Annotated in this window: 21 protein-coding genes; 17 read left to right on the top strand and 4 right to left on the bottom strand. The window is 45.0% G+C overall.

Translation table 11 applies throughout. From position 1 onward, the window contains the following. Positions 1-144 precede the first annotated feature (144 nt). The 13 genes from dnaN to IGJ05_RS11045 all read left to right on the top strand — a co-directional run bounded on the left by dnaN (position 145) and on the right by IGJ05_RS11045 (position 14,923). Positions 145-1,275: a DNA polymerase III subunit beta gene (gene dnaN, locus IGJ05_RS11105; RefSeq protein ID WP_081116710.1), complete on the top strand. Its 1,131-nt coding sequence runs from the start codon at positions 145-147 to the stop codon at positions 1,273-1,275. 222 nt (positions 1,276-1,497) lie between these two features. Further along, on the top strand, positions 1,498-1,737 hold the full coding sequence (gene yaaA / locus IGJ05_RS11100; protein ID WP_015508677.1) for a S4 domain-containing protein YaaA: 240 nt from the start codon (positions 1,498-1,500) through the stop codon (positions 1,735-1,737). Continuing rightward, positions 1,724-2,836 (top strand): DNA replication/repair protein RecF, encoded by a 1,113-nt coding sequence (gene recF, locus IGJ05_RS11095; protein ID WP_010748471.1) that lies wholly within the window; start codon positions 1,724-1,726, stop codon positions 2,834-2,836. Before yaaA ends, recF begins: the two co-directional genes overlap by 14 nt. Before the next feature lie 5 nt (positions 2,837-2,841). Further along, a complete protein-coding gene (gyrB, locus tag IGJ05_RS11090) occupies positions 2,842-4,791 on the top strand; it encodes a DNA topoisomerase (ATP-hydrolyzing) subunit B (protein ID WP_015508678.1) in 1,950 nt (649 codons plus the stop codon). Positions 4,792-4,814: 23 nt separating this feature from the next. Continuing rightward, positions 4,815-7,340, top strand: coding sequence for a DNA gyrase subunit A (gyrA, locus tag IGJ05_RS11085; RefSeq protein WP_016608933.1), 2,526 nt, complete (start codon positions 4,815-4,817; stop codon positions 7,338-7,340). A gap of 263 nt (positions 7,341-7,603) precedes the next feature. Further along, the gene (rpsF, locus tag IGJ05_RS11080) at positions 7,604-7,903 is read left to right on the top strand and encodes a 30S ribosomal protein S6 (RefSeq protein WP_005226363.1); all 300 of its coding nucleotides are present in this window, start codon (positions 7,604-7,606) and stop codon (positions 7,901-7,903) included. Between the two features lie 43 nt (positions 7,904-7,946). Then, complete coding sequence (gene ssb, locus IGJ05_RS11075; RefSeq protein WP_005226365.1) at positions 7,947-8,471, top strand: single-stranded DNA-binding protein; 525 nt, start codon at positions 7,947-7,949, stop codon at positions 8,469-8,471. Between the two features lie 23 nt (positions 8,472-8,494). Next, complete coding sequence (gene rpsR / locus IGJ05_RS11070) at positions 8,495-8,731, top strand: 30S ribosomal protein S18 (protein WP_005226367.1); 237 nt, start codon at positions 8,495-8,497, stop codon at positions 8,729-8,731. Positions 8,732-8,971: 240 nt separating this feature from the next. Further along, complete coding sequence (locus IGJ05_RS11065) at positions 8,972-10,420, top strand: DHH family phosphoesterase (protein WP_015508681.1); 1,449 nt, start codon at positions 8,972-8,974, stop codon at positions 10,418-10,420. A gap of 15 nt (positions 10,421-10,435) precedes the next feature. Continuing rightward, positions 10,436-10,888 carry a 50S ribosomal protein L9 gene (gene rplI, locus IGJ05_RS11060; RefSeq protein WP_005226371.1) on the top strand — a complete coding sequence of 151 codons (453 nt, stop codon included), beginning with the start codon at positions 10,436-10,438 and terminating at the stop codon, positions 10,886-10,888. 108 nt (positions 10,889-10,996) lie between these two features. Then, the gene (dnaB, locus tag IGJ05_RS11055; RefSeq protein ID WP_005226374.1) at positions 10,997-12,367 is read left to right on the top strand and encodes a replicative DNA helicase; all 1,371 of its coding nucleotides are present in this window, start codon (positions 10,997-10,999) and stop codon (positions 12,365-12,367) included. A gap of 247 nt (positions 12,368-12,614) precedes the next feature. Further along, positions 12,615-13,907, top strand: coding sequence for an adenylosuccinate synthase (locus IGJ05_RS11050; protein WP_005232916.1), 1,293 nt, complete (start codon positions 12,615-12,617; stop codon positions 13,905-13,907). Positions 13,908-14,047: 140 nt separating this feature from the next. After that, positions 14,048-14,923, top strand: coding sequence for a DegV family protein (locus tag IGJ05_RS11045; protein ID WP_081116709.1), 876 nt, complete (start codon positions 14,048-14,050; stop codon positions 14,921-14,923). A gap of 101 nt (positions 14,924-15,024) precedes the next feature. Here the strand turns inward: IGJ05_RS11045 and IGJ05_RS11040 are convergent, their stop codons facing one another. Further along, positions 15,025-16,647 (bottom strand): ABC-F family ATP-binding cassette domain-containing protein, encoded by a 1,623-nt coding sequence (locus tag IGJ05_RS11040; RefSeq protein ID WP_005226380.1) that lies wholly within the window; start codon positions 16,645-16,647, stop codon positions 15,025-15,027. 208 nt (positions 16,648-16,855) lie between these two features. On the opposite strand from IGJ05_RS11040, the gene IGJ05_RS11035 reads away from it, so the two are divergent. Then, entirely contained in the window at positions 16,856-17,674 is an 819-nt protein-coding gene (locus IGJ05_RS11035) for a ZIP family metal transporter (RefSeq protein ID WP_005232914.1), read from the top strand. 55 nt (positions 17,675-17,729) lie between these two features. On the opposite strand, the gene IGJ05_RS11030 is transcribed toward IGJ05_RS11035, so the two are convergent. After that, positions 17,730-17,933, bottom strand: a complete 204-nt coding sequence (locus tag IGJ05_RS11030; protein ID WP_010748476.1) for a hypothetical protein — start codon at positions 17,931-17,933, stop codon at positions 17,730-17,732. A 150-nt stretch (positions 17,934-18,083) separates the two neighbouring features. On the opposite strand from IGJ05_RS11030, the gene IGJ05_RS11025 reads away from it, so the two are divergent. Beyond that, complete coding sequence (locus IGJ05_RS11025; protein ID WP_015508682.1) at positions 18,084-18,485, top strand: DUF4809 family protein; 402 nt, start codon at positions 18,084-18,086, stop codon at positions 18,483-18,485. 102 nt (positions 18,486-18,587) lie between these two features. On the opposite strand, the gene IGJ05_RS11020 is transcribed toward IGJ05_RS11025, so the two are convergent. Beyond that, positions 18,588-19,832, bottom strand: coding sequence for a glutamate-5-semialdehyde dehydrogenase (locus IGJ05_RS11020; protein WP_081116708.1), 1,245 nt, complete (start codon positions 19,830-19,832; stop codon positions 18,588-18,590). Beyond that, positions 19,829-20,644: a glutamate 5-kinase gene (gene proB, locus IGJ05_RS11015; protein ID WP_005226390.1), complete on the bottom strand. Its 816-nt coding sequence runs from the start codon at positions 20,642-20,644 to the stop codon at positions 19,829-19,831. The genes IGJ05_RS11020 and proB overlap by 4 nt, the downstream gene beginning before the upstream one ends. Positions 20,645-20,833: 189 nt before the next feature. Between proB and IGJ05_RS11010 the strand changes: the two genes are divergently transcribed. Then, the gene (locus tag IGJ05_RS11010) at positions 20,834-21,343 is read left to right on the top strand and encodes a hypothetical protein (RefSeq protein ID WP_010748479.1); all 510 of its coding nucleotides are present in this window, start codon (positions 20,834-20,836) and stop codon (positions 21,341-21,343) included. Positions 21,344-21,387: 44 nt separating this feature from the next. Further along, on the top strand, positions 21,388-22,758 hold the full coding sequence (gene radA, locus IGJ05_RS11005; RefSeq protein ID WP_081116707.1) for a DNA repair protein RadA: 1,371 nt from the start codon (positions 21,388-21,390) through the stop codon (positions 22,756-22,758). Positions 22,759-22,840 lie beyond the last annotated feature (82 nt).

Here is a 22,840-nt window from a genome sequence, read left to right as displayed (position 1 = left end):
AGAAGAACCAAAAAAGTTGTCCACAAGTTATTCACAGGCATTTTCGTTAGTCTAATCACTCTTTTCTCGAGTTATCCACATTACTAACAAGCCTATTACTACTATTACTTTTATTTAATAACTATAAATTAAAGGAGTATCGCTATGAAGCTAACTTTAAACCGAACAGAGTTCATGCAAGAATTACAAACTGTCCAACGGGCGATTTCAACCAAAACCACCATCCCGATCTTAACTGGAGTAAAATTATCTCTTTCCGAAAAAGGATTGACCATGACTGGGAGCAACGCCGATATTTCCATTGAAACTTTTTTAAGTGTGGAAAACGAAAAAGCGCAAATGCAAATCGAAAAAACAGGAGCGATCGTTTTACAAGCACGTTTCTTCAGCGAAATTGTTCGTCGTTTGCCTGAAAGTACCTTAACGTTAGAAGTTTTAGACAATAATCAAGTAGCGATCACTTCTGGAAAAGCCAACTTTACCGTCAACGGCTTGGATGCCGATAGTTATCCACATTTACCAGTTGTCGAAAGTCAAGATTCGATCGAAATTCCAGCGCACGTATTGAACAAGGTCGTTGGTGAAACAGTCTTTGCGGTTTCGCAACACGAAAGCCGTCCGATCTTGACTGGGGTACACTTTGTCTTAGAAAATCAAAAATTATTAGCTGTTGCGACGGACTCACACCGTTTGAGCCAACGGGTGATTCCATTGGAAAGCGGAGAAACAGCCTTCAACATCGTAATTCCTGGCAAAAGCTTAACGGAACTTTCTCGTTCCTTAACAGATGAAGAAGAAGCGATCCAAATCAGCATTATGGATAACCAAGTGTTGTTCCAAACGAAAACCATGAAATTCTATTCTCGTTTATTGGAAGGAACTTACCCAGATACCAACCGTCTGATTCCTTCAAGCTTCAATACTGAGATTGAATTTTCTGTCCCAGAATTGTTACAAGCCATCGAACGGGCGTCATTGCTTTCTCATGAAGGCCGTAACAACATCGTTCGTTTGGCGATCTCCGAAGAAGCCGTTGTCTTATATGGAAACTCACCAGAAATCGGGAAAGTCGAAGAAGATCTTTCTTTTGAAAAAGTGACCGGCGACCCATTAGAGATCTCTTTCAACCCTGACTATATGAAAGCAGCACTCCGAGCCTTTGGTGACACCAGCATCGTGATCCGCTTTATCTCAGCGATCCGTCCCTTTACATTGGAACCGACAGAGAGCAAAGGCAGCTTTATCCAGCTGATCACACCGGTGCGAACCAACTAGTTTTTCATGTCTTTTGAAAAAAGTTGAAACAACCATCTGAAAATGAATAAATGAGTTAAAAGGGCTTAAAATCGTTTTTAAGCCCTTTTTTCTATTTTGGCTTCTTTTTTGTCTAAAAGCAGTAAGTCTTCTGAGAATGAAAAATATGCCGATGAATTTGTTTTCTTGGCAAAAAAAGAGTATAATAGAGCTAAACGCTCTTTGATAGAATTGAGGGGAATTATGAAAATGCAAATACCGTTAGAAACGGAATACATGACACTTGGACAAATGCTCAAAGAAGTCAGTGTGATCAGCAGCGGCGGCCAAGCGAAATGGTACCTTGCAGAGCACACCGTTTTTGTCGACGGCGAGCCAGAAAATCGACGAGGGCGCAAATTGTATGCGGGAATGCGTGTTGAGCTACCTGATGAAGGTACTTTTTTTATGGTGAAGAAGGAAGACGCCGATGCGCCTGAATGAGTTGCATTTAAGCAATTATCGGAACTATGATTCGCTGACACTGACTTTTGAGAAAGGTCTGGTCATTTTTTTAGGCGAAAACGCGCAAGGAAAAACCAATATTTTAGAAAGCATCTATGTATTGGCGATGACCAAAAGCCACCGCACCTCCAGCGAGCAAGAGCTTATCCGCTGGGACACAGAAGGGGCGCGGATCTCTGGCAGTGTCAGTCGGGGACGCTCAACGATCCCGTTAGAACTGTTTTTGTCAAAAAAAGGACGAAAAACGAAAGTAAACCACATTGAGCAAAAAAAGCTCAGTAGTTACATAGGGCAGTTGAATGTCATTTTATTTGCTCCAGAAGACCTCTCCCTTGTAAAAGGAAGTCCCCAAGTCCGCCGCAAATTTCTCGATATGGAAATAGGGCAGATCGATCCAATCTATCTTTATGATCTCGTTCAATACCAATCCGTTTTGAAACAGCGCAATCAATACTTAAAACAGCTGAATGAAAAAAAACAGACCGATGAGATCTATTTAGATGTTTTGACGGAACAGCTGGTGGCTTTCGGCAGTAAAATCATTTTAGCCAGACAACGATTTGTTCAGCGCTTGGCGTATTGGGCAAATCAGCTGCACCAAAAGATCAGCCAAGGAAAAGAAACCTTGCAGATCGACTACTTATCGAATGTGCCTGGTGAGGCGAGTACGCTGGAAGAGATCCAACAGCAATTTGTCAAAGCCTTGGCACTAGTCAAAGACCGTGAACGATTTCGGCAAGTCACGTTGGCAGGTCCCCATCGAGACGATCTGGATTTTTTGATCAATGAGAAAAATGTTCAGACCTTTGGTTCGCAAGGACAGCAGCGAACGACAGCCTTAAGTGTTAAATTGGCAGAAATCGATTTGATGAAAGAAGAAACGGGGGAATATCCCGTCCTTTTATTAGATGACGTCATGAGTGAGCTGGATGATTCCCGACAACTGCATTTATTGGAGACCATTGAAGGAAAAGTTCAGACCTTTCTGACAACGACGACATTAGAACATGTGAAAGACAAAATGTCTGTGGAAGCAGAGATTTTTTATGTAGAGCAAGGACATATTAAAGGAGAATAGACTGAATGACAGAAGAAGAAAAAAGCTTAGTTGAACGTGCAAAAGCCTATGATGCCAGTCAGATCCAAGTGTTGGAAGGACTAGAAGCCGTCCGCAAACGACCTGGGATGTACATTGGTTCTACCAGTTCAGAAGGTTTGCACCACTTAGTATGGGAAATCGTCGATAACTCGATCGATGAAGCACTAGCAGGCTTTGCCTCAAGTATTCAAGTGATCATTGAACCAGATAATAGTATTACGGTCGTCGATGACGGTCGGGGGATCCCCGTTGATATCCAAGCCAAAACAGGCCGTCCAGCGGTAGAAACCGTCTTTACGATCCTGCATGCCGGCGGGAAATTCGGCGGTGGCGGCTACAAAGTATCTGGTGGACTGCACGGGGTAGGGTCCTCCGTCGTTAATGCGTTATCCACGACTTTAGACGTAAAAGTCTATAAAGAAGGCAAAGTGTATTATCAAGAATACCATCGTGGGGCAGTCGTTGATGATTTGAAAGTGATCGATGAAACCGACCGCCACGGAACGACCGTCCACTTTGTTCCAGATCCAGAGATCTTTACGGAAACAACCGTATTCAATTTTGATAAATTAGCGACACGGGTTCGGGAATTAGCCTTCTTGAACCGTGGCTTAAAAATCTCGATCGAAGACAAACGGGAAGAAAAACCCGTCTTGAAAGAATATCATTACGACGGCGGGATCAAGAGCTATGTGGAGCATTTGAATGCAAGTAAGACAGTGATTTTCCCAGATCCGATCTACTTAGAAGGAGAACAACAAGGAATCACGGTTGAAGTTTCCATGCAATATACCGATAGCTACCACAGCAATCTGTTGAGTTTTGCCAACAATATCCATACCTATGAAGGCGGAACCCATGAATTCGGGTTTAAGACTGCCTTGACACGGGTGATCAACGATTACGCCCGCAAGTCAAAATTGATGAAAGAAAACGACGAAAACCTGACCGGAGAAGATGTTCGGGAAGGATTGACGGCAGTTATCTCTATCAAGCATCCAGATCCTCAGTTTGAGGGACAAACGAAAACCAAATTAGGAAATTCCGAAGTGCGGACAGTCACTGATCGTCTTTTTTCCGAACATTTCACGAAATTCTTGATGGAAAACCCGAATGTGGGTCGTCAAGTCGTGGAAAAAGGACTTTTGGCATCAAAAGCCCGTCAAGCAGCCAAACGTGCGCGGGAAATGACTCGCCGAAAAGGTGCGTTAGAAATCAGTAACTTACCTGGGAAATTAGCCGACTGTTCCAGTAATGATCCAGAAAAATGCGAATTGTTTATCGTCGAAGGAGATTCTGCCGGCGGTTCAGCAAAACAAGGCCGCAGTCGCGAATTCCAAGCGATCTTACCGATCCGTGGGAAGATCTTGAATGTCGAAAAAGCCAGCATGGACAAAATCTTAGCAAACGAAGAGATCCGTTCATTGTTTACGGCAATGGGAACTGGGTTTGGTGCTGATTTTGATGTAGCAAAAGCCCGTTACCACAAGCTAGTTATCATGACCGATGCCGATGTCGATGGTGCCCATATCCGGACCCTGCTTTTGACGCTGTTCTATCGTTATATGCGTCCAATCGTTGAAGCTGGTTATGTCTATATCGCACAACCGCCATTGTACGGTGTCAAACAAGGGAAAAATATCCACTATATCCAACCCGGCAAGAATGCCGAACAAGATTTGAAAAATACGATTGAATCACTGCCTGCGACACCAAAACCATCTGTTCAACGCTACAAAGGTCTAGGGGAAATGGATGACCACCAGTTATGGGAAACCACGATGGACCCTGAAAACCGGATGATGCTGCGGGTCAGCGTAGATGATGCCATAGAAGCCGATCAAATTTTTGAAATGCTGATGGGGGATCGCGTCGAACCAAGACGGGCCTTTATCGAAGAAAACGCGCACTACGTGAAAAATCTTGACATCTAGCCAATCGTAGAGGAGGAAACAGCTTGAGTGAAGAAGCAAAACAAAATATTCATGACGTCAATCTGACCAGTGAAATGCGCGAGTCCTTTATCGATTATGCAATGAGTGTAATTGTTGCTAGGGCTTTACCAGATGTGCGGGATGGCTTAAAGCCGGTTCACCGCCGAATTTTATATGGAATGAATGAATTAGGGGTCACACCAGACAAGCCCCATAAAAAATCAGCCCGGATCGTCGGCGATGTCATGGGGAAATACCATCCCCATGGGGACAGTGCGATCTATGAATCAATGGTGCGGATGGCACAGCCCTTTAGCTATCGCTACATGCTAGTCGATGGCCACGGAAACTTTGGTTCAGTCGATGGTGACGGTGCCGCTGCGATGCGGTATACCGAAGCCCGCATGAGTAAACTGGCGATGGAGATGCTGCGGGACATCAACAAAGATACCGTTGATTTCCAAAGCAACTATGATGATACAGAACGAGAACCAGCGGTATTACCTGCCCGCTTCCCGAACCTTTTGGTCAACGGGACGACTGGGATCGCTGTTGGGATGGCGACCAATATCCCGCCTCATAACTTGAATGAAGTCATTGCAGCCATCGATCTATTGATGGAAAATCCAGAAGTCACAACGAGTGAATTGATGGAAGTCCTACCAGGACCAGACTTCCCAACTGGCGGGATCGTGATGGGAAAATCCGGTATTCGCCGTGCCTATGAAACAGGGAAAGGGTCGATCACTGTTCGCGGAAAAGTCGAAGTGACTGAAATGCCCAACGGCAAAGAACGGATCTTAGTGACTGAATTGCCATATATGGTCAATAAAGCGAAGTTGATCGAACGGATCTCTGAGCTGCACCGTGACAAACGGATCGAAGGAATCACCGATCTGCGGGATGAATCGTCTCGTGAAGGCATGCGGATCGTGATCGACGTTCGTCGCGACGTCAGTGCGTCGGTGATCTTAAATAATCTCTACAAAATGACAGCACTGCAATCTTCTTTTGGCTTTAATATGTTAGCCATTGAAAAAGGCGTGCCGAAGATTTTGAGCTTGAAACGAATTTTAGAAAACTACATCGAGCACCAACAAGAAGTGGTGACTCGTCGGACACAGTTTGATAAAAACAAAGCAGAAGCTCGTGCCCACATCTTGGAAGGATTACGGATCGCATTGGATCATATCGATGAGATCATTGCTTTGATCCGGGCATCAAATTCTGATGATGAAGCAAAAAATAGCATGATGGAGCGCTTCAAATTGTCCGATCGCCAAGCGCAAGCGATTTTAGATATGCGTTTACGTCGCTTAACTGGTTTGGAACGCGACAAGATCGAAAACGAGTACCAAGGCTTGTTAGAATTTATCGCTGATTTGACAGACATTTTAGCAAATCCACAACGGGTCCTAGAAATCATCCAAACGGAGTTGCAAGAATTAGGCCAACGCTTTGGCGATGATCGCCGGACTGAATTATTGGTTGGGGAAGTCTTAAGTCTTGAAGATGAAGATTTGATCGAAGAAGAAGAAATCGTCATTACCTTGACGAACAATGGGTACATCAAACGAGTAGCTAAGTCTGAATTCCGTGCACAACGCCGCGGCGGACGTGGCGTTCAAGGAATGGGGATCCACGATGAAGACTTCGTGAAGACGTTGGTTTCTTGTTCGACTCATGACACATTACTGTTCTTCACCAATAAAGGGAAAGTTTACAAAGCCAAAGGCTATGAAATTCCTGAGTATGGTCGAGCAGCCAAAGGGATCCCTGTGATCAATCTCCTAGGGATCGATTCTAGCGAACGGATCGAAGCGATCATTTCGGCTTCTGGTGGGCCTCAAGAAGGACGCTACTTGTTCTTCACGACGCGTCTAGGTGTGGTCAAACGGACCTCAGTGACGGCCTTTTCAAATATCCGTGCCAATGGTCTGATTGCGATCGGTCTTCGGGAAAATGATGAGTTGGTCAATGTAATTGAAACCCACGGCGAAGATGTCGTGATCATCGGAACCCACGATGGCTACTCTGTGACCTTCAAAGAAGCGCTTGTTCGGGATATGGGCCGAACAGCTGCTGGTGTGCGAGGCATTCGTCTAAGAGACGGAGACTACGTGGTAGGCGCTGCAGTGATCACAGAAGACAGTGAAGTCTTGGTCATCACTGAGAACGGCTACGGCAAGCGTACCAAAGGCTCTGAATACCCAATCAAAGGTCGTGGCGGAAAAGGGATCAAAACAGCCAACATTACGGCGAAAAACGGTCCATTAGCCGGCTTGACGACGGTCAGCGGTGAGGAAGACATCATGGTGATCACCGATAAAGGCGTCTTGATTCGTTTCAATGTAGCGACTGTTTCCCAAACTGGTCGGGCAACCTTAGGGGTTCGTTTGATGAAGATGGAAAACAATGCCAAAGTAGTGACGATGGCAACGGTTGAACCAGAAGTCGAAGAAGAACTAGCGACTGCTGAAGAAACAGCGGTACAAGACGTACCAGATGTGGAAGAAACAACGGAAGACACCACGGATACACAAGAATAAGCAATACGTTTTCTAGGAAGACAGCAACCTGCGAACCTGCAGCTTGCTGTCTTCTATTCTTTTTTCAAAAAATCGGCAGCAGCTGACGTATTTATCAGTGTAAGCGATTGTTTGCGGTGATGGGTAGATGCAGGGACGCAAAAAAACAGCTTGCAGTAAGGACGAAAAAAGTGTATAATAATTATTTGTGAGTAGTCTAATTAGACCACTCTCTCTGCTCCTAGAAAACTAGGGGCCAAAGTCCACAGGGAGGTGAAAAATCAATGGAAAACACGAAATATGAGATTTTATATATCATTCGTCCAAACATTGATGAAGAAGCAAAAGCCGCATTGATCGCTCGTTTTGACTCAATCTTAACTGATAACGGCGCTGAAGTTATCGAATCAAAAGATTGGCAAAAACGCCGTCTAGCGTATGAAATGGATGGATTCCGTGAGGGTATCTATCACATCGTTAAAGTTTCTTCTTCAACAACTGCAAGTGCAATCAACGAGTTTGACCGTCTTGCGAAAATCAATGATGACATTATCCGTCACATGATTGTCAAAGAAGAAGCATAATATTGTTTCACATGAAACAAAAGCGATGAGGAGATGATGAACTTTGATTAATAATGTTGTACTAGTAGGAAGACTAACCAAAGATCCTGATTTACGTTACACTTCTAATGGCACTGGTGTCGCAACCTTTACCTTGGCGGTAAACCGCAATTTTACCAACCAAAGTGGAGAGCGCGAAGCTGATTTCATCAACTGTGTTATTTGGAGAAAACCAGCGGAAACATTAGCAAACTATGCACGCAAAGGAACTTTATTAGGGGTTACTGGACGTATTCAAACCCGTTCATACGACAACCAACAAGGCCAACGTGTTTATGTAACAGAAGTCGTTGCTGACAACTTCCAATTATTAGAGTCGCGGAATGCTTCCGAGCAAAGACGCACAACTGATAGCGGATCTGGCAGTAACAATACGTATAACTCAAACAGTTCTTCTGGATTTGGTAACAATAACTCAAATCAAACTCAATCCTCTCAACCATCAGGAATGCCTAATTTTGATCGAGACAACTCCGATCCATTCGGAAACTCATCAATCGACATTTCAGACGATGATTTACCATTCTAAGAAATTGATAGGAGGGAAATAGGATGGCACAACAAAGAAGAGGCGGACGCAAACGTCGTAAAGTAGACTACATTGCTGCAAACCATATTGAACATATCGATTATAAAGATATTGAATTACTAAAACGTTTCATTTCAGAACGCGGTAAAATCTTACCACGTCGTGTAACTGGTACTGGTGCGAAAAACCAACGCAAACTTACCATTGCAATCAAACGTGCGCGTATCATGGGATTACTTCCATTCGTAGGCGAAGAATAAATCGAATGATTTTTATTGACAAGTTTCTTTTGAAGCTTGTCAATTTTTTTATCCATCGAAGAGTAACTTGTTATTTTATATATAGATAGAATAACGAATGATAGAAATTTTTTCCTGGTTGGTTCACCAAAAAAGTTTCACGTGGAACTTTTTTGCATCAATCGCCTATTTGATTGTTTTGTGGTAAAATAAGGAACAAAGCTTCAAAAAAATGGGATGATACATTGAGGGGTAAAAAAGATGGCAGCAATTGGGTTGATTTCAATTGATAATTACGATGATTTGATTGAGAAAAAAGACGACAAACAAGTTTCTTATTTGAACTCGCTGATCACGACATTGATTTCTGATTGGGCAAGTGAGAATCATGTTTTTTACAAACGAATCAATTCCGAGCGGTTTCTTTTCGTCGCGAAGTATTCAGATATTGAGCGGATGAAGGAAGAAAAATTCCAATTTTTGACTAGAGTACGGCAAGTTGCGGAAAAAAATGATCTGCCATTAACGATCAGTATGGGGATCTCCTATGGGGAAGAGTCTTTTGAAGAGATCGGGGAAGTGGCACAAAACAATCTCGACATTGCGTTAGTTCGCGGCGGTGATCAAGTCGTTTTAAAAGAAGCCAAAGAAGAAGCGAAACCGCAATTCTTTGGTGGCAATACAGACGGCACACCTAAGAGAACGCGTGTTCGTTCTCGTGCCATGAGTACGGCGTTAAGAAAGATTTTTGCTGAAAACCAGCGGATCTTTATCATGGGTCATCGTTACCCAGACATGGATGCCTTAGGTTCGGCTTTTGGGGTGGCATACATGGCGATGATGAGCGACAAAGAATGCTACATCATTTTAAATCCAAAAGAGATCACCGCAGACATTCAGCGGGCATTGGAAGAATTGAAAAAATACCCCGAGCTGGAACGATTTGTGATCACTGGGGAAGAAGCAGTTAATTTATCAAATGAAGAAAGTGTGCTAGTGATGGTAGATTACCATAAGCCATCGATGTCGATCTCGCAAGCGGTCTATGATGAATTTGACAAAATCGCAGTGATCGATCACCATCGTCGCGGGGATGAGTTTCCCGATAAGCCACTATTGACGTATATTGAATCTTCCGCGTCTTCGGCATCGGAACTGGTAGCAGAATTGATCCAGTATCGTGCTTCTCGCAGATCGCAAGTCCCGAAATTTATTACGACTTCTTTATTAGCGGGTATCTACGTGGATACGAAGAACTTCACGGTGCGAACCACTGGTCGGACCTTTGATATTGCGGGTTATTTGAAAAACCAAGGCGCAGATACGTCATTGGTTCAATACATGTTGAGTACGGATCTCGATTCCTATTTGATGATCAGTGAACTGGTTTCTCGCAGCCAGCATTTCCGAGAAGATATCGTGATTGCTGCAGCGGATGAAGATCGGGTGTACGATAGTGTCACCGTTGCGAAAGCGGCCGATACTCTGCTATCGATCAATGGGATCCATGCCGCATTTGTCATTACGAAACAACCAGGAGATTTGATCGGTATCAGTGCTAGAAGCACTGGTAAAGTCAATGTACAAACCTTGATGGAGGCATTAGGCGGCGGCGGACATTTTACCAACGCAGCCACTCAAATAAAGAACAGCAGCATTGGTGATGTAGAAAACCAGCTGCGAGCGGAATTAACGAAAAATGAACAATAACAAGGAGTGACCAAGATGAAAGTTATTTTCTTACAAGATGTCAAAGGAAAAGGCAAAAAAGGCGATATCAAGGAAGTCCCTAATGGCTACGCACAAAACTTTCTGATCAAAAACAACTTAGCCAAACCTGCCAACAATGAAAGCATGGCAGAATTAAAAGGCAAACAAAAAGCCAAAGAAAAACAAGACGCAGAAGTCTTAGCAGAAGCGAAAGAGTTAAAAGCACTTCTTGAAAAAGAAGAAACCGTTGTGAAGATCAATGCCAAAGCAGGGGAAGATGGCCGCTTGTTCGGTTCGATCCCATCAAAACAAATCGCAGATGCCTTGAACAAGCAATACAAAATCAAGATCGACAAACGCAAAATCGAATTGGATCAGCCGATCCGTGCATTAGGCTTTACGCAAGTACCTGTAAAATTGCACCCACAAGTAACAGCAACGATCAATGTTCATACCATCCAAGAATAAGCATTACTCCCAACAGTCACATGTTGGGGTTTTTTTCGGCAAACGTCCAAGCAATCTTGTACTTTGGATGGGAATCTTGTAGAATGAATGGACGAAGGAGCGAATGGCATGAATGAAGTTTGGCAAAATCAAGTTCCCCCACAAGATATTGAAGCGGAACAAGCGGTCCTAGGGGCAGTCTTTTTAGATGCCGATGCGATCATCGATGCAATGGAAGTAATCGCCCCAGAAGATTTTTATCGCCGCAGCCATCAAATAATTTTTCAAGCAATGATCCAGTTGAACGACCGTAGTGAATCGATCGACTTGATTACGTTGAAAGCAGAAATTGAAAAAAGCAACAGTCTTGAAGATGTTGGCGGCCTGACGTATCTGACTGAATTGAGTCAAGCTTCACCATCAGCAGCAAGTATTGCTTATTATGCGAAGATCGTTGACGACAAAGCCACGTTACGCAATCTGATCCAAACAGCGAGCCGCATCGTAACCAAAGGCTTTGAACAAGATGAAGATGTGCAATCGATCATTGATCAAGCAGAAAAAAGTATTTTAGAAGTATCCGAAAAGCGCAACAGCAATGGCTTCCAATCGATAGCGGAAGTCTTGAATCGAACGATCGAAACGATCGATCAGCTGGCGCAAAACAATGAAGAAATCACCGGATTACCTACGGGTTATGCGGCTTTAGACAAAATGACGGCGGGGCTGCAAAAAGAAGAGTTGATTATTCTCGCTGCCCGCCCCGCGGTAGGGAAAACCGCGTTTGCCTTGAATATAGCGCAAAATGTCGGAACGAAAACCGATCGTTCCGTAGCGATCTTTAGTCTGGAAATGGGGGCTGAATCATTGGTCAACCGGATGCTTTGTGCGGAAGGCTCGATTGAGGCCAGTCACTTGCGGACGGGGCAGCTCTCAGAAGAAGAGTGGCGCAATTTGATCGTTGCCATGGGCAGTCTTTCTAACGCCAATATCTATATCGATGATACCCCTGGGATCAAGATCTCTGAGATTCGGGCACGTTGTCGGAAACTGGCGCAAGAAAAAGGCAATCTCGGCTTGATTTTGATCGACTACTTGCAGCTGATTGAAGGAACGGGTCGCGAAAACCGCCAACAAGAAGTCTCTGAGATCTCTCGCCAATTAAAGAAACTGGCGAAGGAATTAAAAGTGCCAGTGATCGCACTGTCTCAGCTTTCTCGGGGTGTGGAACAACGACAAGACAAGCGTCCTGTTTTAAGTGATATTCGGGAATCAGGATCGATCGAGCAGGATGCCGATATCGTTGCTTTCTTGTACCGAGATGACTACTACCGCAGCGAAGGCGACGATGACGATGAACCAGAAGAACAACAAAACAACAATGTGATCGAAGTCATTATCGAGAAAAACCGGAGTGGTGCCCGAGGGACCGTCGAACTTCTATTTATCAAAGAATACAATAAGTTCTCCTCGGTCTCGCCGCGAGAAGAGTTCGGGTAAGACACCAACGATGTGAGAAACTCAGGCTCCTGCTGCCGTCTGCATTGCGCTGATGGCAGCAGGGCTTTTTTTATGTGCCGACTTTATTCGTTTTTACGTGTATAAATAATTATTGAGAAGAAAATAGTTCGTTTTTTACCCCTGAAAAATGAGAATTTAAAACGATTATTCGATTTTAGATTGAAAGAGCTTGCGAATCTTGTTACAATACTTAAGGAATGCACTAATTAAAGAAAGAGGTCATTATATGTCATCTGTAGTAGTAGTAGGTACACAATGGGGCGATGAAGGTAAAGGAAAGATTACGGACTTTTTGAGTGAAAACGCGGAAGTCATTGCACGTTATCAAGGTGGAGACAATGCCGGCCATACGATTAAATTTGACGGTGTGACCTATAAACTGCATTTGATTCCTTCTGGGATCTTTTATGCAGATAAAATCAGTGTCATTGGAAACGGGGTCGTTGTGAACCCGAAATCATTAGTTAAAGAATTAGCATACTTGAAAGAAAACAATATAATAACAGAAAACTTAAAGATCTCTGATCGTGCTCATGTTATTTTACCTTACCACATCCATTTGGATCAGCTGCAAGAAGATGCCAAAGGTGACAACAAGATCGGTACGACGATCAAAGGGATCGGACCAGCCTATATGGATAAAGCTGCCAGAGTCGGCATTCGGATCGCTGATCTTTTAGACAAAGAAATTTTTGAAGAACGTCTGCGTATCAACTTAGAAGAAAAAAATCGTCAATTCGTGAAAATGTTTGACGCAGAGCCAATCGCTTTTGAAGACATTTTTGAAGAGTATTACGAATATGGCCAACAAATCAAAAAATATGTGACGGATACTTCGGTGATCCTTAACGATGCCTTAGATGAAGGCAAACGGGTTTTATTTGAAGGAGCACAAGGCGTGATGCTGGATATCGACCAAGGAACCTATCCTTTCGTGACATCATCCAACCCCGTTGCTGGAGGTGTTACCATCGGTAGTGGTGTGGGCCCTTCAAAAATCAACAAAGTCGTTGGTGTCTGCAAAGCTTACACCTCTCGGGTAGGAGATGGTCCTTTCCCAACGGAACTGTTTGATGAAACAGGTGAACAAATTCGTAAGATCGGTCGTGAATACGGAACAACGACAGGACGTCCTCGCCGTGTGGGCTGGTTTGATACCGTCGTGATGCGCCATTCAAAACGTGTTTCAGGGATCACGAACCTATCCCTTAACTCGATCGATGTCTTGAGCGGCTTAGAAACCGTGAAGATCTGTACGGCTTATGAACTAGACGGCGAATTGATCTATCATTACCCAGCAAGCTTGAAAGAGTTGAACCGCTGCAAACCAGTCTACGAAGAACTTCCTGGCTGGTCTGAAGACATTACTGGCTGCAAAACATTAGCAGATCTGCCAGAAAATGCACGCAATTACGTTCACCGCATCTCTGAATTAGTCGGTGTCCGCATTTCGACCTTCTCGGTAGGACCAGACCGCAGCCAAACCAACATTTTAGAAAGTGTTTGGGCGCAAATCTAATCTGACGCAAAAGCTTCAGAACAAGACGAAGAACTCCTGTGTCAAAAGCAGTCAACGATAAGTTTGGCTGCTTTTGATGAGAATTTCTTCTGTCTTGTTCTTTTTTTGCTATAATAGGGGGTAACGAGAGGGGTGAAACCATGTTTCAAATCATGACAGATTCCTGCTGTGATTTACCAGCAGCAAGGTTAGCGGAGCTAGATGTTGCGTATATTCCGATGCTGATCGAATTAGACGGCAAAGAATATATCGATGATATGGGCAAAGAATTTGATACGGAATGGTTTTTAGGAAAACTAAAAGAACATGCGCAGCCGACAACTTCTCAAATCAATGTCGGACGTTATATGGAGTATTTTCGGCCGTATGTCGAAGCGGGCACACCGATCCTTTATTTAGGTTTTTCTTCAGGAATGAGCGGCTCATTCCAAAGTGCCGTCCAAGCCGTAGCCTTACTAAAAGAAGAATACAAAGAAGTTGCGATCACCTTGATCGATACGCGCTCTGCGAGTTTAGGCGAAGGCTTCTTAGTGGCTGAAGCAGCCCAACAAAAAGCCCAAGGACGTTCGTTGCTGGAAGTCAGCCAATGGGTAGAAGAAAACAAACTGCGTTTAGATTCATGGGTCACCGTCGACGATTTAAAACAATTGGAACGCGGCGGCAGAATCTCAAAAACGGCGGCAGCGATCGGCGGATTGCTGAACGTGAAACCAATCATTACCGTCGATACTGCGGGAAAATTACGCAGCGTTGATCGAGTGCGGGGACGCAACAAAGCGATCCAAAAAATCGTGGATCAAACCATCGCCAATCTTCACGAATCAAAAACCAATACGGTTTATTTTGCCAATGCTGGCGATCCCGAAGCAGCAGAGAAAGTCATCAAACGTTTGACCGAAAAAGTTCCTGACATTATTATTCATCATTATCCATTAGGTCCAACGATCTCCAGTCATACCGGCTATGGCTGCTTGGCGCTGTTTTCATTCGGCAAAGCCCGTTTAGAACAAGCGTAACCTGCCAAAAAGCGCCCGAAGCACCTAGGCAAAATAAAAGAAACGCTCCAGTTGCAGCCTTGGTGGCGAGCAACTGGAGCGTTCTTTTTTTCAAAAGCAGCTTATTGATTCATTTCTGCTACGCGTTTTTGCACATCTTTGTTTTCTAAGAATTCATCGTAGGTCGTTTCGGCACGATCCACCACGCCTTTGCTAGAGACCGCAATGATACGGTTCGCAAGGGTTTGAATAAATTGGTGGTCATGAGAAGCAAACAACAATGAGCCGGTGAAGGCCATCAAGCCATCGTTTAATGCGGTGATCGATTCTAAGTCCAAGTGATTGGTTGGATCATCCAATACCAATACGTTGGCTTTTGAAAGCATCATTTTCGACAACATGCAGCGAACTTTTTCGCCCCCGGAAAGAACGTTGACGGGTTTTAATACTTCGTCACCAGAGAACAACATGCGACCTAGGAAGCTGCGCAAGAAGGTATTGTCGTCTTCTTCTTTGCTTGCGTATTGGCGCAGCCAATCAACGATCGGGGTATCCGTATCAAATTCGCTGGTCGTATCTTTTGGCAAGTAGGCATGCTGCGTGGTCACGCCCCAACGAACACTACCTGTATCAGGAGTGATTTCCCCCATGATGACTTTGAATAGCGTCGTGGTGGTGATATCGCTATTGGCAACAAAAGCGACTTTATCGTCTTTGTTCAAGGTGAAAGAGATATTGTCTAAAATCTTTTTGCCGTCGATCGTCACACTGACATTGTCGACTTGCAGCAAGTCATTCCCGATTTCACGTTCTGGTTTAAAACCGACAAACGGGTAGCGGCGAGACGAAGGTTGAATATCATCAAGGGTGATTTTATCCAACATTTTTTTCCGAGATGTTGCTTGTTTGGATTTTGATGCATTGGCACTAAAGCGTGCGATAAAGTCTTGCAGTTCTTTGATCTGCTCTTCTTTTTTGGCATTTGATTGGGATTGTAATTTCGCAGCTAATTGGCTTGATTCCAACCAGAAATCATAGTTGCCGACAAACAATTTGATTTTGCCGAAGTCTAGATCGGCCATATGGGTACAAACTTTATTTAAGAAGTGGCGGTCATGGGAAACAACAATGACGGTGTTGTCAAAGTTGATCAGAAACTCTTCTAACCAGTTGATAGATTGGATATCCAATCCGTTGGTAGGCTCATCTAGGAGCAAGACGTCTGGCTTACCGAAAAGGGCTTGTGCCAGTAAGACTTTCACCCGTTGACCAGCAGTTAGATCTTTCATCAAGACATGATGCAATTCATCGGGAATGTTCAAGCCTTGCAAAAGAACAGCTGCTTCGGGCTCTGCTTCCCAGCCATCAAGTTCCGCAAATTCGCCTTCTAGTTCGGCGGCACGAATCCCATCTTCATCAGAAAAGTCTTCCTTCATGTAGATCGCGTCTTTTTCTTTCATCACTTCGTAGAGACGTTTATGGCCCATGATGACCGTTTCGATCACTGGAAACTCTTCGTAATCATAGTGGTTCTGCTTCAAGACAGCCATCCGTTCATCAGGACCTAAAGACACATTCCCGGTTGAAGGTTGGATCTCACCAGATAAAATTTTTAAAAAAGTTGATTTACCAGCACCATTTGCACCAATCAAACCATAACAATTACCAGGCGTAAACTTAATATTAACATCATCAAACAGTTTGCGGTCTGAAAAATGCAAACTTACATCACTTACTGTAATCAATTCTTTTCCTCACTTTATATAAATTGACATGGAGTCTCCTAGCATTATAGCGATGAATGTTGAAACTTTCAAGTAAAGCCGAGGATTTCATCAGGAAAGGCTTAGGGCTGGTGAAAGAAAAATTTTGGCTGCTGCTGCCTTCCTAGTAGAACCTGACGGCTTCCTATGCTAGAGTATTGGTAGAATAGTTAGACAAAGGAGCAGACGAATGGTGGATTGGTTGGTTGGATTGTCGCCATGGCAGCAAGCGTTGGCGGGGACGATCTTTACGTATGGTATGACGGCGCTTGGGGCAGCGCTAGTCTTTTTCTTCAAAGAAATCAATAAAAATGTCCTGAATACGATGCTGGGGTTTGCCTCTGGCGTGATGATCGCTGCTAGTTTCTGGTCGTTATTAGATCCTGCGATCGCACGAGCCGAAGAAAATGGCGACATTCCGTGGCTTGTGGTCAGCATCGGGTTTGGTTTGGGTGGTTTGTTTCTATATGCAGCAGATAAGACGCTCCCGCATATGCATTTTGGTCCGAATCATGAAACAGAAGGTTTGCCCAGTCATTTGAAGCGAACGATCTTGCTGGTCTTTTCCATCACGCTGCATAATATCCCAGAAGGCTTGGCGGTAGGGGTAGCGTTTGGGGCGGCGGCTAGTGCCGATGATCCGCGAGCAGCGATCTTAGCGGCGCTTTCGGTAGCGATCGGGATCGGGATCCAAAATTTTCCAGAAGGCGCAGCCGTTTCGATCCCCTTGCGCCAAGAAGGGTTAAGCCGAACCAAAGCCTTTATGTACGGGCAAGCGTCAGGGATCGTAGAACCGATCGCCGGTGTGATCGGAGCTTTGCTAGTAACGAGTATGTCCGCTGTCTTGCCGTATGCGTTGGCTTTTGCAGCGGGTGCTATGATCTATGTAGTGGTGGAAGAATTGATTCCAGAAGCGCAGCAAACCTTGACGAGTCGTCGCCATTTTGCGGTCTTTGGCGTCATGCTAGGCTTTATCTTAATGATGGTTTTAGATGTAGCATTAGGCTGATCGATAAAAAAACACCTGACTTTCCAAACGTCAGGTGTTTTTGATTTACTTGTAATTAACGATAATATTTTCTTGGCTTTTGGCGAATCGATGTTAACCAGCGAACGATCAAAACGGCTAGCAGCAAAGGAATCCCGAAACGGAAGACCAATCCGATCAACCCACCAATAATGCCTAATACAACGGATAAAACAAGGGATGCTGCGATTAAAACTGCCACGACAGTAACGATTCTTCCTAATAAACTTTCTGTATTCATTGTGACTCCTCCTAGACTTTTTTTCTTATCCCTAGCATAACAAGAAAGAAAAAGAAACACATCCAACTTAAGACGGAATAATTGCTCCGCCGTGCGCCATAGGTTTGTGATAAACTAAACATGAATGAATCATGAAAGGAGTCAAAAAGAATGAATGCAGAAATTCTCACGAGCCAAGTCATCACAGAAGGAGGGTGCAATGCCTGCTTGCCTTATGAACTCAATACCTTCACGCTGCAGCTGCCGGATGGTCGTAGTTTTTCGTTAGAAAACTTGGATGTTGCTGCATTGGTGATGCCAATTGCCCAGATCAATCAGTGGCAGACGCGCTTATTATTAGAAGAAGACGAAGGATTGATCTATCAAAAAGGAACGCAAGAAGTAATTTTCGTAGAGGGCAGCCGTCAGGATACGTTTTCCAGCAAAGGACAGACGATTTCTTGTCCGAAAAAGAGTTGCGAAGCTGACGTTTTTGCCACAACCAATCGAGTGCTGACAGAATTGTTTGGCATCGAACCGATTTCTTTCGTTCTGCGGGCTGCACAAGCATAAGAGGACGAAAAAAAGCCGCTTGCGCATGTACCGACCTTTTAAAGTTAGCTTTTAGTCTAACTATTGGGAGTCATGACAGCAAGTGGCTGTTTTTTCGTATCGTTACTTACGGATCTGGCCTTCGCCATAAATAATGTATTTGGTAGAAGTCAGTGCTTCTAACCCCATTGGCCCACGGGCATGGAGTTTTTGCGTCGAGATGCCGATCTCGGCACCAAAGCCAAACATAAAGCCATCCGTGAAACGGGTCGAGGCATTGACGTAAACCGCCGCCGCATCAACTTCTTTCAAGAAGCGTTGGGAAGCGAAATAATCATCGGTGATGATCGCTTCGGAGTGCTTCGTATTGTAGCGATTGATGTGAGCAATGGCTTCTTCTAGCGAAGCCACCACTTTGATCGCTAAGATATAGTCTAAAAACTCGGTTGCCCAGTCCTCTTCAGTGGCAAGCTGTGCATTGTTCAAAAACGCCAATGCTTTTTGATCCCCTCGCAATTCGACTTGCTCGGCAAACTGCTTTTCTACCATAGGCAAAAACTCCGCTGCCACTGCTTCATGGACGAGGATCGTTTCGATGGCATTGCAGACAGAAGGACGTTGAGTCTTTGCATTCGTGACGATCGCCAGTGCCATCGGCAGCTGGGCTGCTTGGTCGATGTAGATATGATTGTTGCCGGTGCCGGTTTCGATCACTGGTACCGTGGCGGTCTCTTTGACACGACGAATCAAGCCGGCGCCTCCCCGAGGGATCAAAACATCCAAGTAATCTGTCAGCCGCATCAGCTCAGCCGCTGTTTCGTGGCTCGTGTCTTCGATAAACTGGATCGCATGGCGGGAGTGTCCATTGGCAGCTAATGCCTCTTGTAAAATAGTCACGAGGACTTGATTGGAGTGGAAGGCTTCCTTTCCACCACGCAAAATCACGGCATTTCCTGATTTGAAACACAGACTAGCTGCGTCAGTGGTGACATTAGGGCGGGCTTCGTAGATGATGCCGATGACCCCTAAAGGCACTCGTTGTTGACCAATCAAAAGATCGTCAGCATTGCGCCACATTTTATCCACGGCACCGATTGGGTCGGGCAATTGGGCGACTTCTCGGATGCCGTTAGCCATCTCGGTGATCCGTTGTTCTGTCAGCAACAGTCGATCCAGCATCGTCTGGCTGGTTCCTTTGGCTTTTGCGGCGGCTAGATCTTGTTGATTAGCAGCTAAAATCGTCTCGGTAGCTTTTTCTAAAGCATCGGCCATCGCTGCCAGTAGGTGGTTTTTTTCGCTGGCACTCAGTAAGCTTAATGTCTGGGCGCTTGCTTGAGCTTGTTGACCGATCGTTTGCAAGTTGCTCATTGCTCATCCTCCGTTCGTTGATAAAAGTGGGTGCCGACAGGTTCCCCTGCGAGCAAGTCAAAAATAATTTTCGGCTGCTTGCCGTTAGCCAGCAGCATGTGACTGTTCAAGTCTAAGATACGTTGAGCGGCTTTTAGTTTACTGGTCATACCGCCGGTTCCATAAGGACTGCCTTTTCCCGTAGCTTGTTCTAAAAGTTCTGGGGTGATTTCATTGATCTCGGAATACAAGACGGCCTCAGGATCATTCAGCGGATTGGCGGAATAAAAGCCGTCGATATCAGAAAGCATGATCAAAAGCTCGGCTTTCGTCAACTGAGCGACGATCGCTGACAGCTGGTCATTGTCGCCAAATTTGGTGAGATGATCCAATTCATCCACTGCTACCGTGTCGTTTTCATTAATGATCGGGATGATCCCCATCGTAAGTAATTGCTCCAAGGTGTTGCTAACGTTTTGACGGCTTTGGGGAAATTCGATGATGTCTCTGGTCAGCAGGATCTGTGCAGTCTGCTGGCTATAGCTTTGAAAACGCTGGTTGTAGATCGTCATCAGTTCCGATTGACCAACGGCTGCCACGGCTTGCTGCTGCGGGATCTCCACGGGTCGTTCTTTCAAATTCAACTTGTTCATGCCAACACCGATCGCACCAGAAGAAACTAAGATGATTTCTTTGCCTTGGTTTTGCAAAGCTGCTAAGACAAAGGCTAATTCATCGATGCCAGCTAGATTGATGGCACCATTGGGATAAATCAACGAGCTGGTGCCGATTTTTACAACGATTCGGTTTTTGTTTGAAAGATCTGCGCGCATATGCCACCGCCTATTTTTTGATATTTTTTCTATTGTACTCGCAAACGGGCGTTTCGTCATGTCCTTTTTTCTTTTTGGTCTATTTTTAAACGAAGAAATTGTAAAGACTTTTCGATAATTGTGTTTTCCATGAAGAAAATAGTTCTTCCTATGCTAAAATAGCTATATGTTTTATTATTGGAGGAACCCATGAAATTACGAGGATTTGAAATTATTACAGCATATAAAGAAAAAAGCATCACCTTGCCTCAACGTGCCACCCATCATGCGGCTGGTTACGACTTTGAAGCAGCGGAAGAAATCGTGGTGCCAAGCATTTGGAAAGCGGGCGTGATCGACGGGGTCAAAGCGCTTTTTGCGAAAGAGACCGCAAAACAGTTGAAGCCAACCTTGATTCCCACGGGGATCAAAGCCTATATGGGGGAAGACGAGTATTTGCAGCTGACAAATCGTTCCAGCAATCCTTTGAAACGTTTCTTAGTCTTGACGAATGGTGTCGGCGTCATCGACAGCGATTACTATGACAATCCAGATAATGAAGGGCATATCATGTTTCAGTTTACCAATTTCGGCCCCACAGATGTCGTCATTAAAAAAGGCGAACGGATCGGCCAAGGAATTTTCTTGCCGTTCTTAAAAGCTGATCAAGATACAACCACTGCCAGCCGAACCGGCGGCTTTGGCTCCTCGAATCAGTAAATCCTGCCTGGGGGTCTGTTTGATAGAAGTAGTGGAGGAGATCAATGGCAAAAAAAGCAAAAAGTCAATTTGTCTGTCAAAATTGCGGGTATAGTTCCCCTAAATATTTAGGGAAATGCCCCAATTGCGGCAGCTGGAATTCAATGGTGGAAGAAGTGATCCAAGAAACCGCCGATCGTCGAGTACGTACGACATTGACGGGGCAAAAGATGCAGCCGACGAAAATCGCCGATGTCGTACCGAAAAAAGAACCGCGGGTCCAAACGAAACTCGCTGAGTTGAATCGCGTCTTAGGTGGCGGCGTGGTCCCAGGCTCCTTGATTTTGATCGGTGGGGATCCAGGGATCGGAAAATCGACGCTGCTCTTGCAAGTTTCCCAGCAATTAGCAGCGATCGGCGGGACGGTCTTGTATGTGTCAGGAGAAGAAAGTGCCGAGCAGATCAAAATGCGGGCGCAGCGCTTAGGCGCCATCGACACAGAATTTTATCTCTATGGGGAAACGGACATGTCAGAGATCAGTAAAGCGATCGAAAACATCCGCCCAGATTATGTGATCATCGATTCGATCCAAACCATGACCCAACCGGATATCACCAGCGTGGCAGGCAGTGTCAGCCAAGTGCGAGAAACGACCGCAGAATTGCTGAAAATCGCCAAAACCAATGGCATCGCCATCTTTATCGTTGGCCACGTGACGAAGGAAGGCTCGATCGCAGGACCGCGGATGCTGGAGCATATGGTGGATACCGTCTTGTATTTCGAAGGCGAAAAGCACCACAGTTTTCGAATTTTGCGGGCCGTCAAAAACCGCTTTGGGTCCACCAATGAGATCGGGATTTTTGAAATGGAAGAAGGCGGGTTGAAAGAAGTCGCCAATCCGTCACAAGTCTTTTTGGAAGAACGCTTAGAAGGCGCAACTGGATCGGCGATCGTAGTAGCAATGGAAGGCAGTCGGCCAATCTTGGTGGAGATCCAAGCACTGGTCACGCCAACGATGTTCGGCAATGCCAAACGCACGACGACGGGGCTAGACTTCAACCGCGTCTCGCTGATCATGGCGGTTTTAGAAAAACGGGCAGGCTTGCTGCTGCAAAATCAAGATGCCTACTTAAAAGCAGCCGGCGGGGTCAAATTAAATGAACCTGCGATCGATTTAGCGATCGCTGTTAGTATCGCGTCTAGCTACAAAGAAAAAGGCACCAGCCCGACGGAGTGTTTTATCGGTGAAATTGGCTTGACGGGTGAGATTCGCCGAGTCAACGCGATCGAGCAACGGGTCAAAGAGGTGCAAAAACTAGGTTTTACGAAAGTTTATTTGCCTAAAAATAATCTGACTGGCTGGCAGTCGCCCAAAGGCATCGAAGTCGAAGGCGTGTCTACCTTAGCCGAAACCTTGCGGAAAGTCTTCCGTTAAAGTGGAGTCAATGCAAGAGCAAGGGGCAATCGCCTCTCCTCTTGCCCTGACGCTGCTGATTCATTCGTTTGAACCAACCGAC

It is taken from the genome of Enterococcus sp. AZ167, assembly GCF_051714025.1.
GTDB classification, from domain to species: domain Bacteria; phylum Bacillota; class Bacilli; order Lactobacillales; family Enterococcaceae; genus Enterococcus_D; species Enterococcus_D casseliflavus.
Note: the sequence above shows the minus strand (reverse complement) of the source record. Positions and strands in the feature narration are given on the sequence as shown.

Excerpts from the sequence above, each read along its gene's own strand:
- dnaN (WP_081116710.1), top strand. The coding sequence starts at position 145 with ATGAAGCTAACTTTAAACCGAACAGAGTTCATGCAAGAATTACAAACT.
- yaaA (WP_015508677.1), top strand. The coding sequence starts at position 1,498 with ATGAAAATGCAAATACCGTTAGAAACGGAATACATGACACTTGGACAA.
- recF (WP_010748471.1), top strand. The coding sequence starts at position 1,724 with ATGCGCCTGAATGAGTTGCATTTAAGCAATTATCGGAACTATGATTCG.
- gyrB (WP_015508678.1), top strand. The coding sequence starts at position 2,842 with ATGACAGAAGAAGAAAAAAGCTTAGTTGAACGTGCAAAAGCCTATGAT.
- rpsF (WP_005226363.1), top strand. The coding sequence starts at position 7,604 with ATGGAAAACACGAAATATGAGATTTTATATATCATTCGTCCAAACATT.
- rpsR (WP_005226367.1), top strand. The coding sequence starts at position 8,495 with ATGGCACAACAAAGAAGAGGCGGACGCAAACGTCGTAAAGTAGACTAC.
- IGJ05_RS11065 (WP_015508681.1), top strand. The coding sequence starts at position 8,972 with ATGGCAGCAATTGGGTTGATTTCAATTGATAATTACGATGATTTGATT.
- rplI (WP_005226371.1), top strand. The coding sequence starts at position 10,436 with ATGAAAGTTATTTTCTTACAAGATGTCAAAGGAAAAGGCAAAAAAGGC.
- dnaB (WP_005226374.1), top strand. The coding sequence starts at position 10,997 with ATGAATGAAGTTTGGCAAAATCAAGTTCCCCCACAAGATATTGAAGCG.
- IGJ05_RS11050 (WP_005232916.1), top strand. The coding sequence starts at position 12,615 with ATGTCATCTGTAGTAGTAGTAGGTACACAATGGGGCGATGAAGGTAAA.
- IGJ05_RS11045 (WP_081116709.1), top strand. The coding sequence starts at position 14,048 with ATGTTTCAAATCATGACAGATTCCTGCTGTGATTTACCAGCAGCAAGG.
- IGJ05_RS11035 (WP_005232914.1), top strand. The coding sequence starts at position 16,856 with ATGGTGGATTGGTTGGTTGGATTGTCGCCATGGCAGCAAGCGTTGGCG.
- IGJ05_RS11030 (WP_010748476.1), bottom strand. The coding sequence starts at position 17,933 with ATGAATACAGAAAGTTTATTAGGAAGAATCGTTACTGTCGTGGCAGTT.
- IGJ05_RS11025 (WP_015508682.1), top strand. The coding sequence starts at position 18,084 with ATGAATGCAGAAATTCTCACGAGCCAAGTCATCACAGAAGGAGGGTGC.
- IGJ05_RS11020 (WP_081116708.1), bottom strand. The coding sequence starts at position 19,832 with ATGAGCAACTTGCAAACGATCGGTCAACAAGCTCAAGCAAGCGCCCAG.
- proB (WP_005226390.1), bottom strand. The coding sequence starts at position 20,644 with ATGCGCGCAGATCTTTCAAACAAAAACCGAATCGTTGTAAAAATCGGC.
- IGJ05_RS11010 (WP_010748479.1), top strand. The coding sequence starts at position 20,834 with ATGAAATTACGAGGATTTGAAATTATTACAGCATATAAAGAAAAAAGC.
- radA (WP_081116707.1), top strand. The coding sequence starts at position 21,388 with ATGGCAAAAAAAGCAAAAAGTCAATTTGTCTGTCAAAATTGCGGGTAT.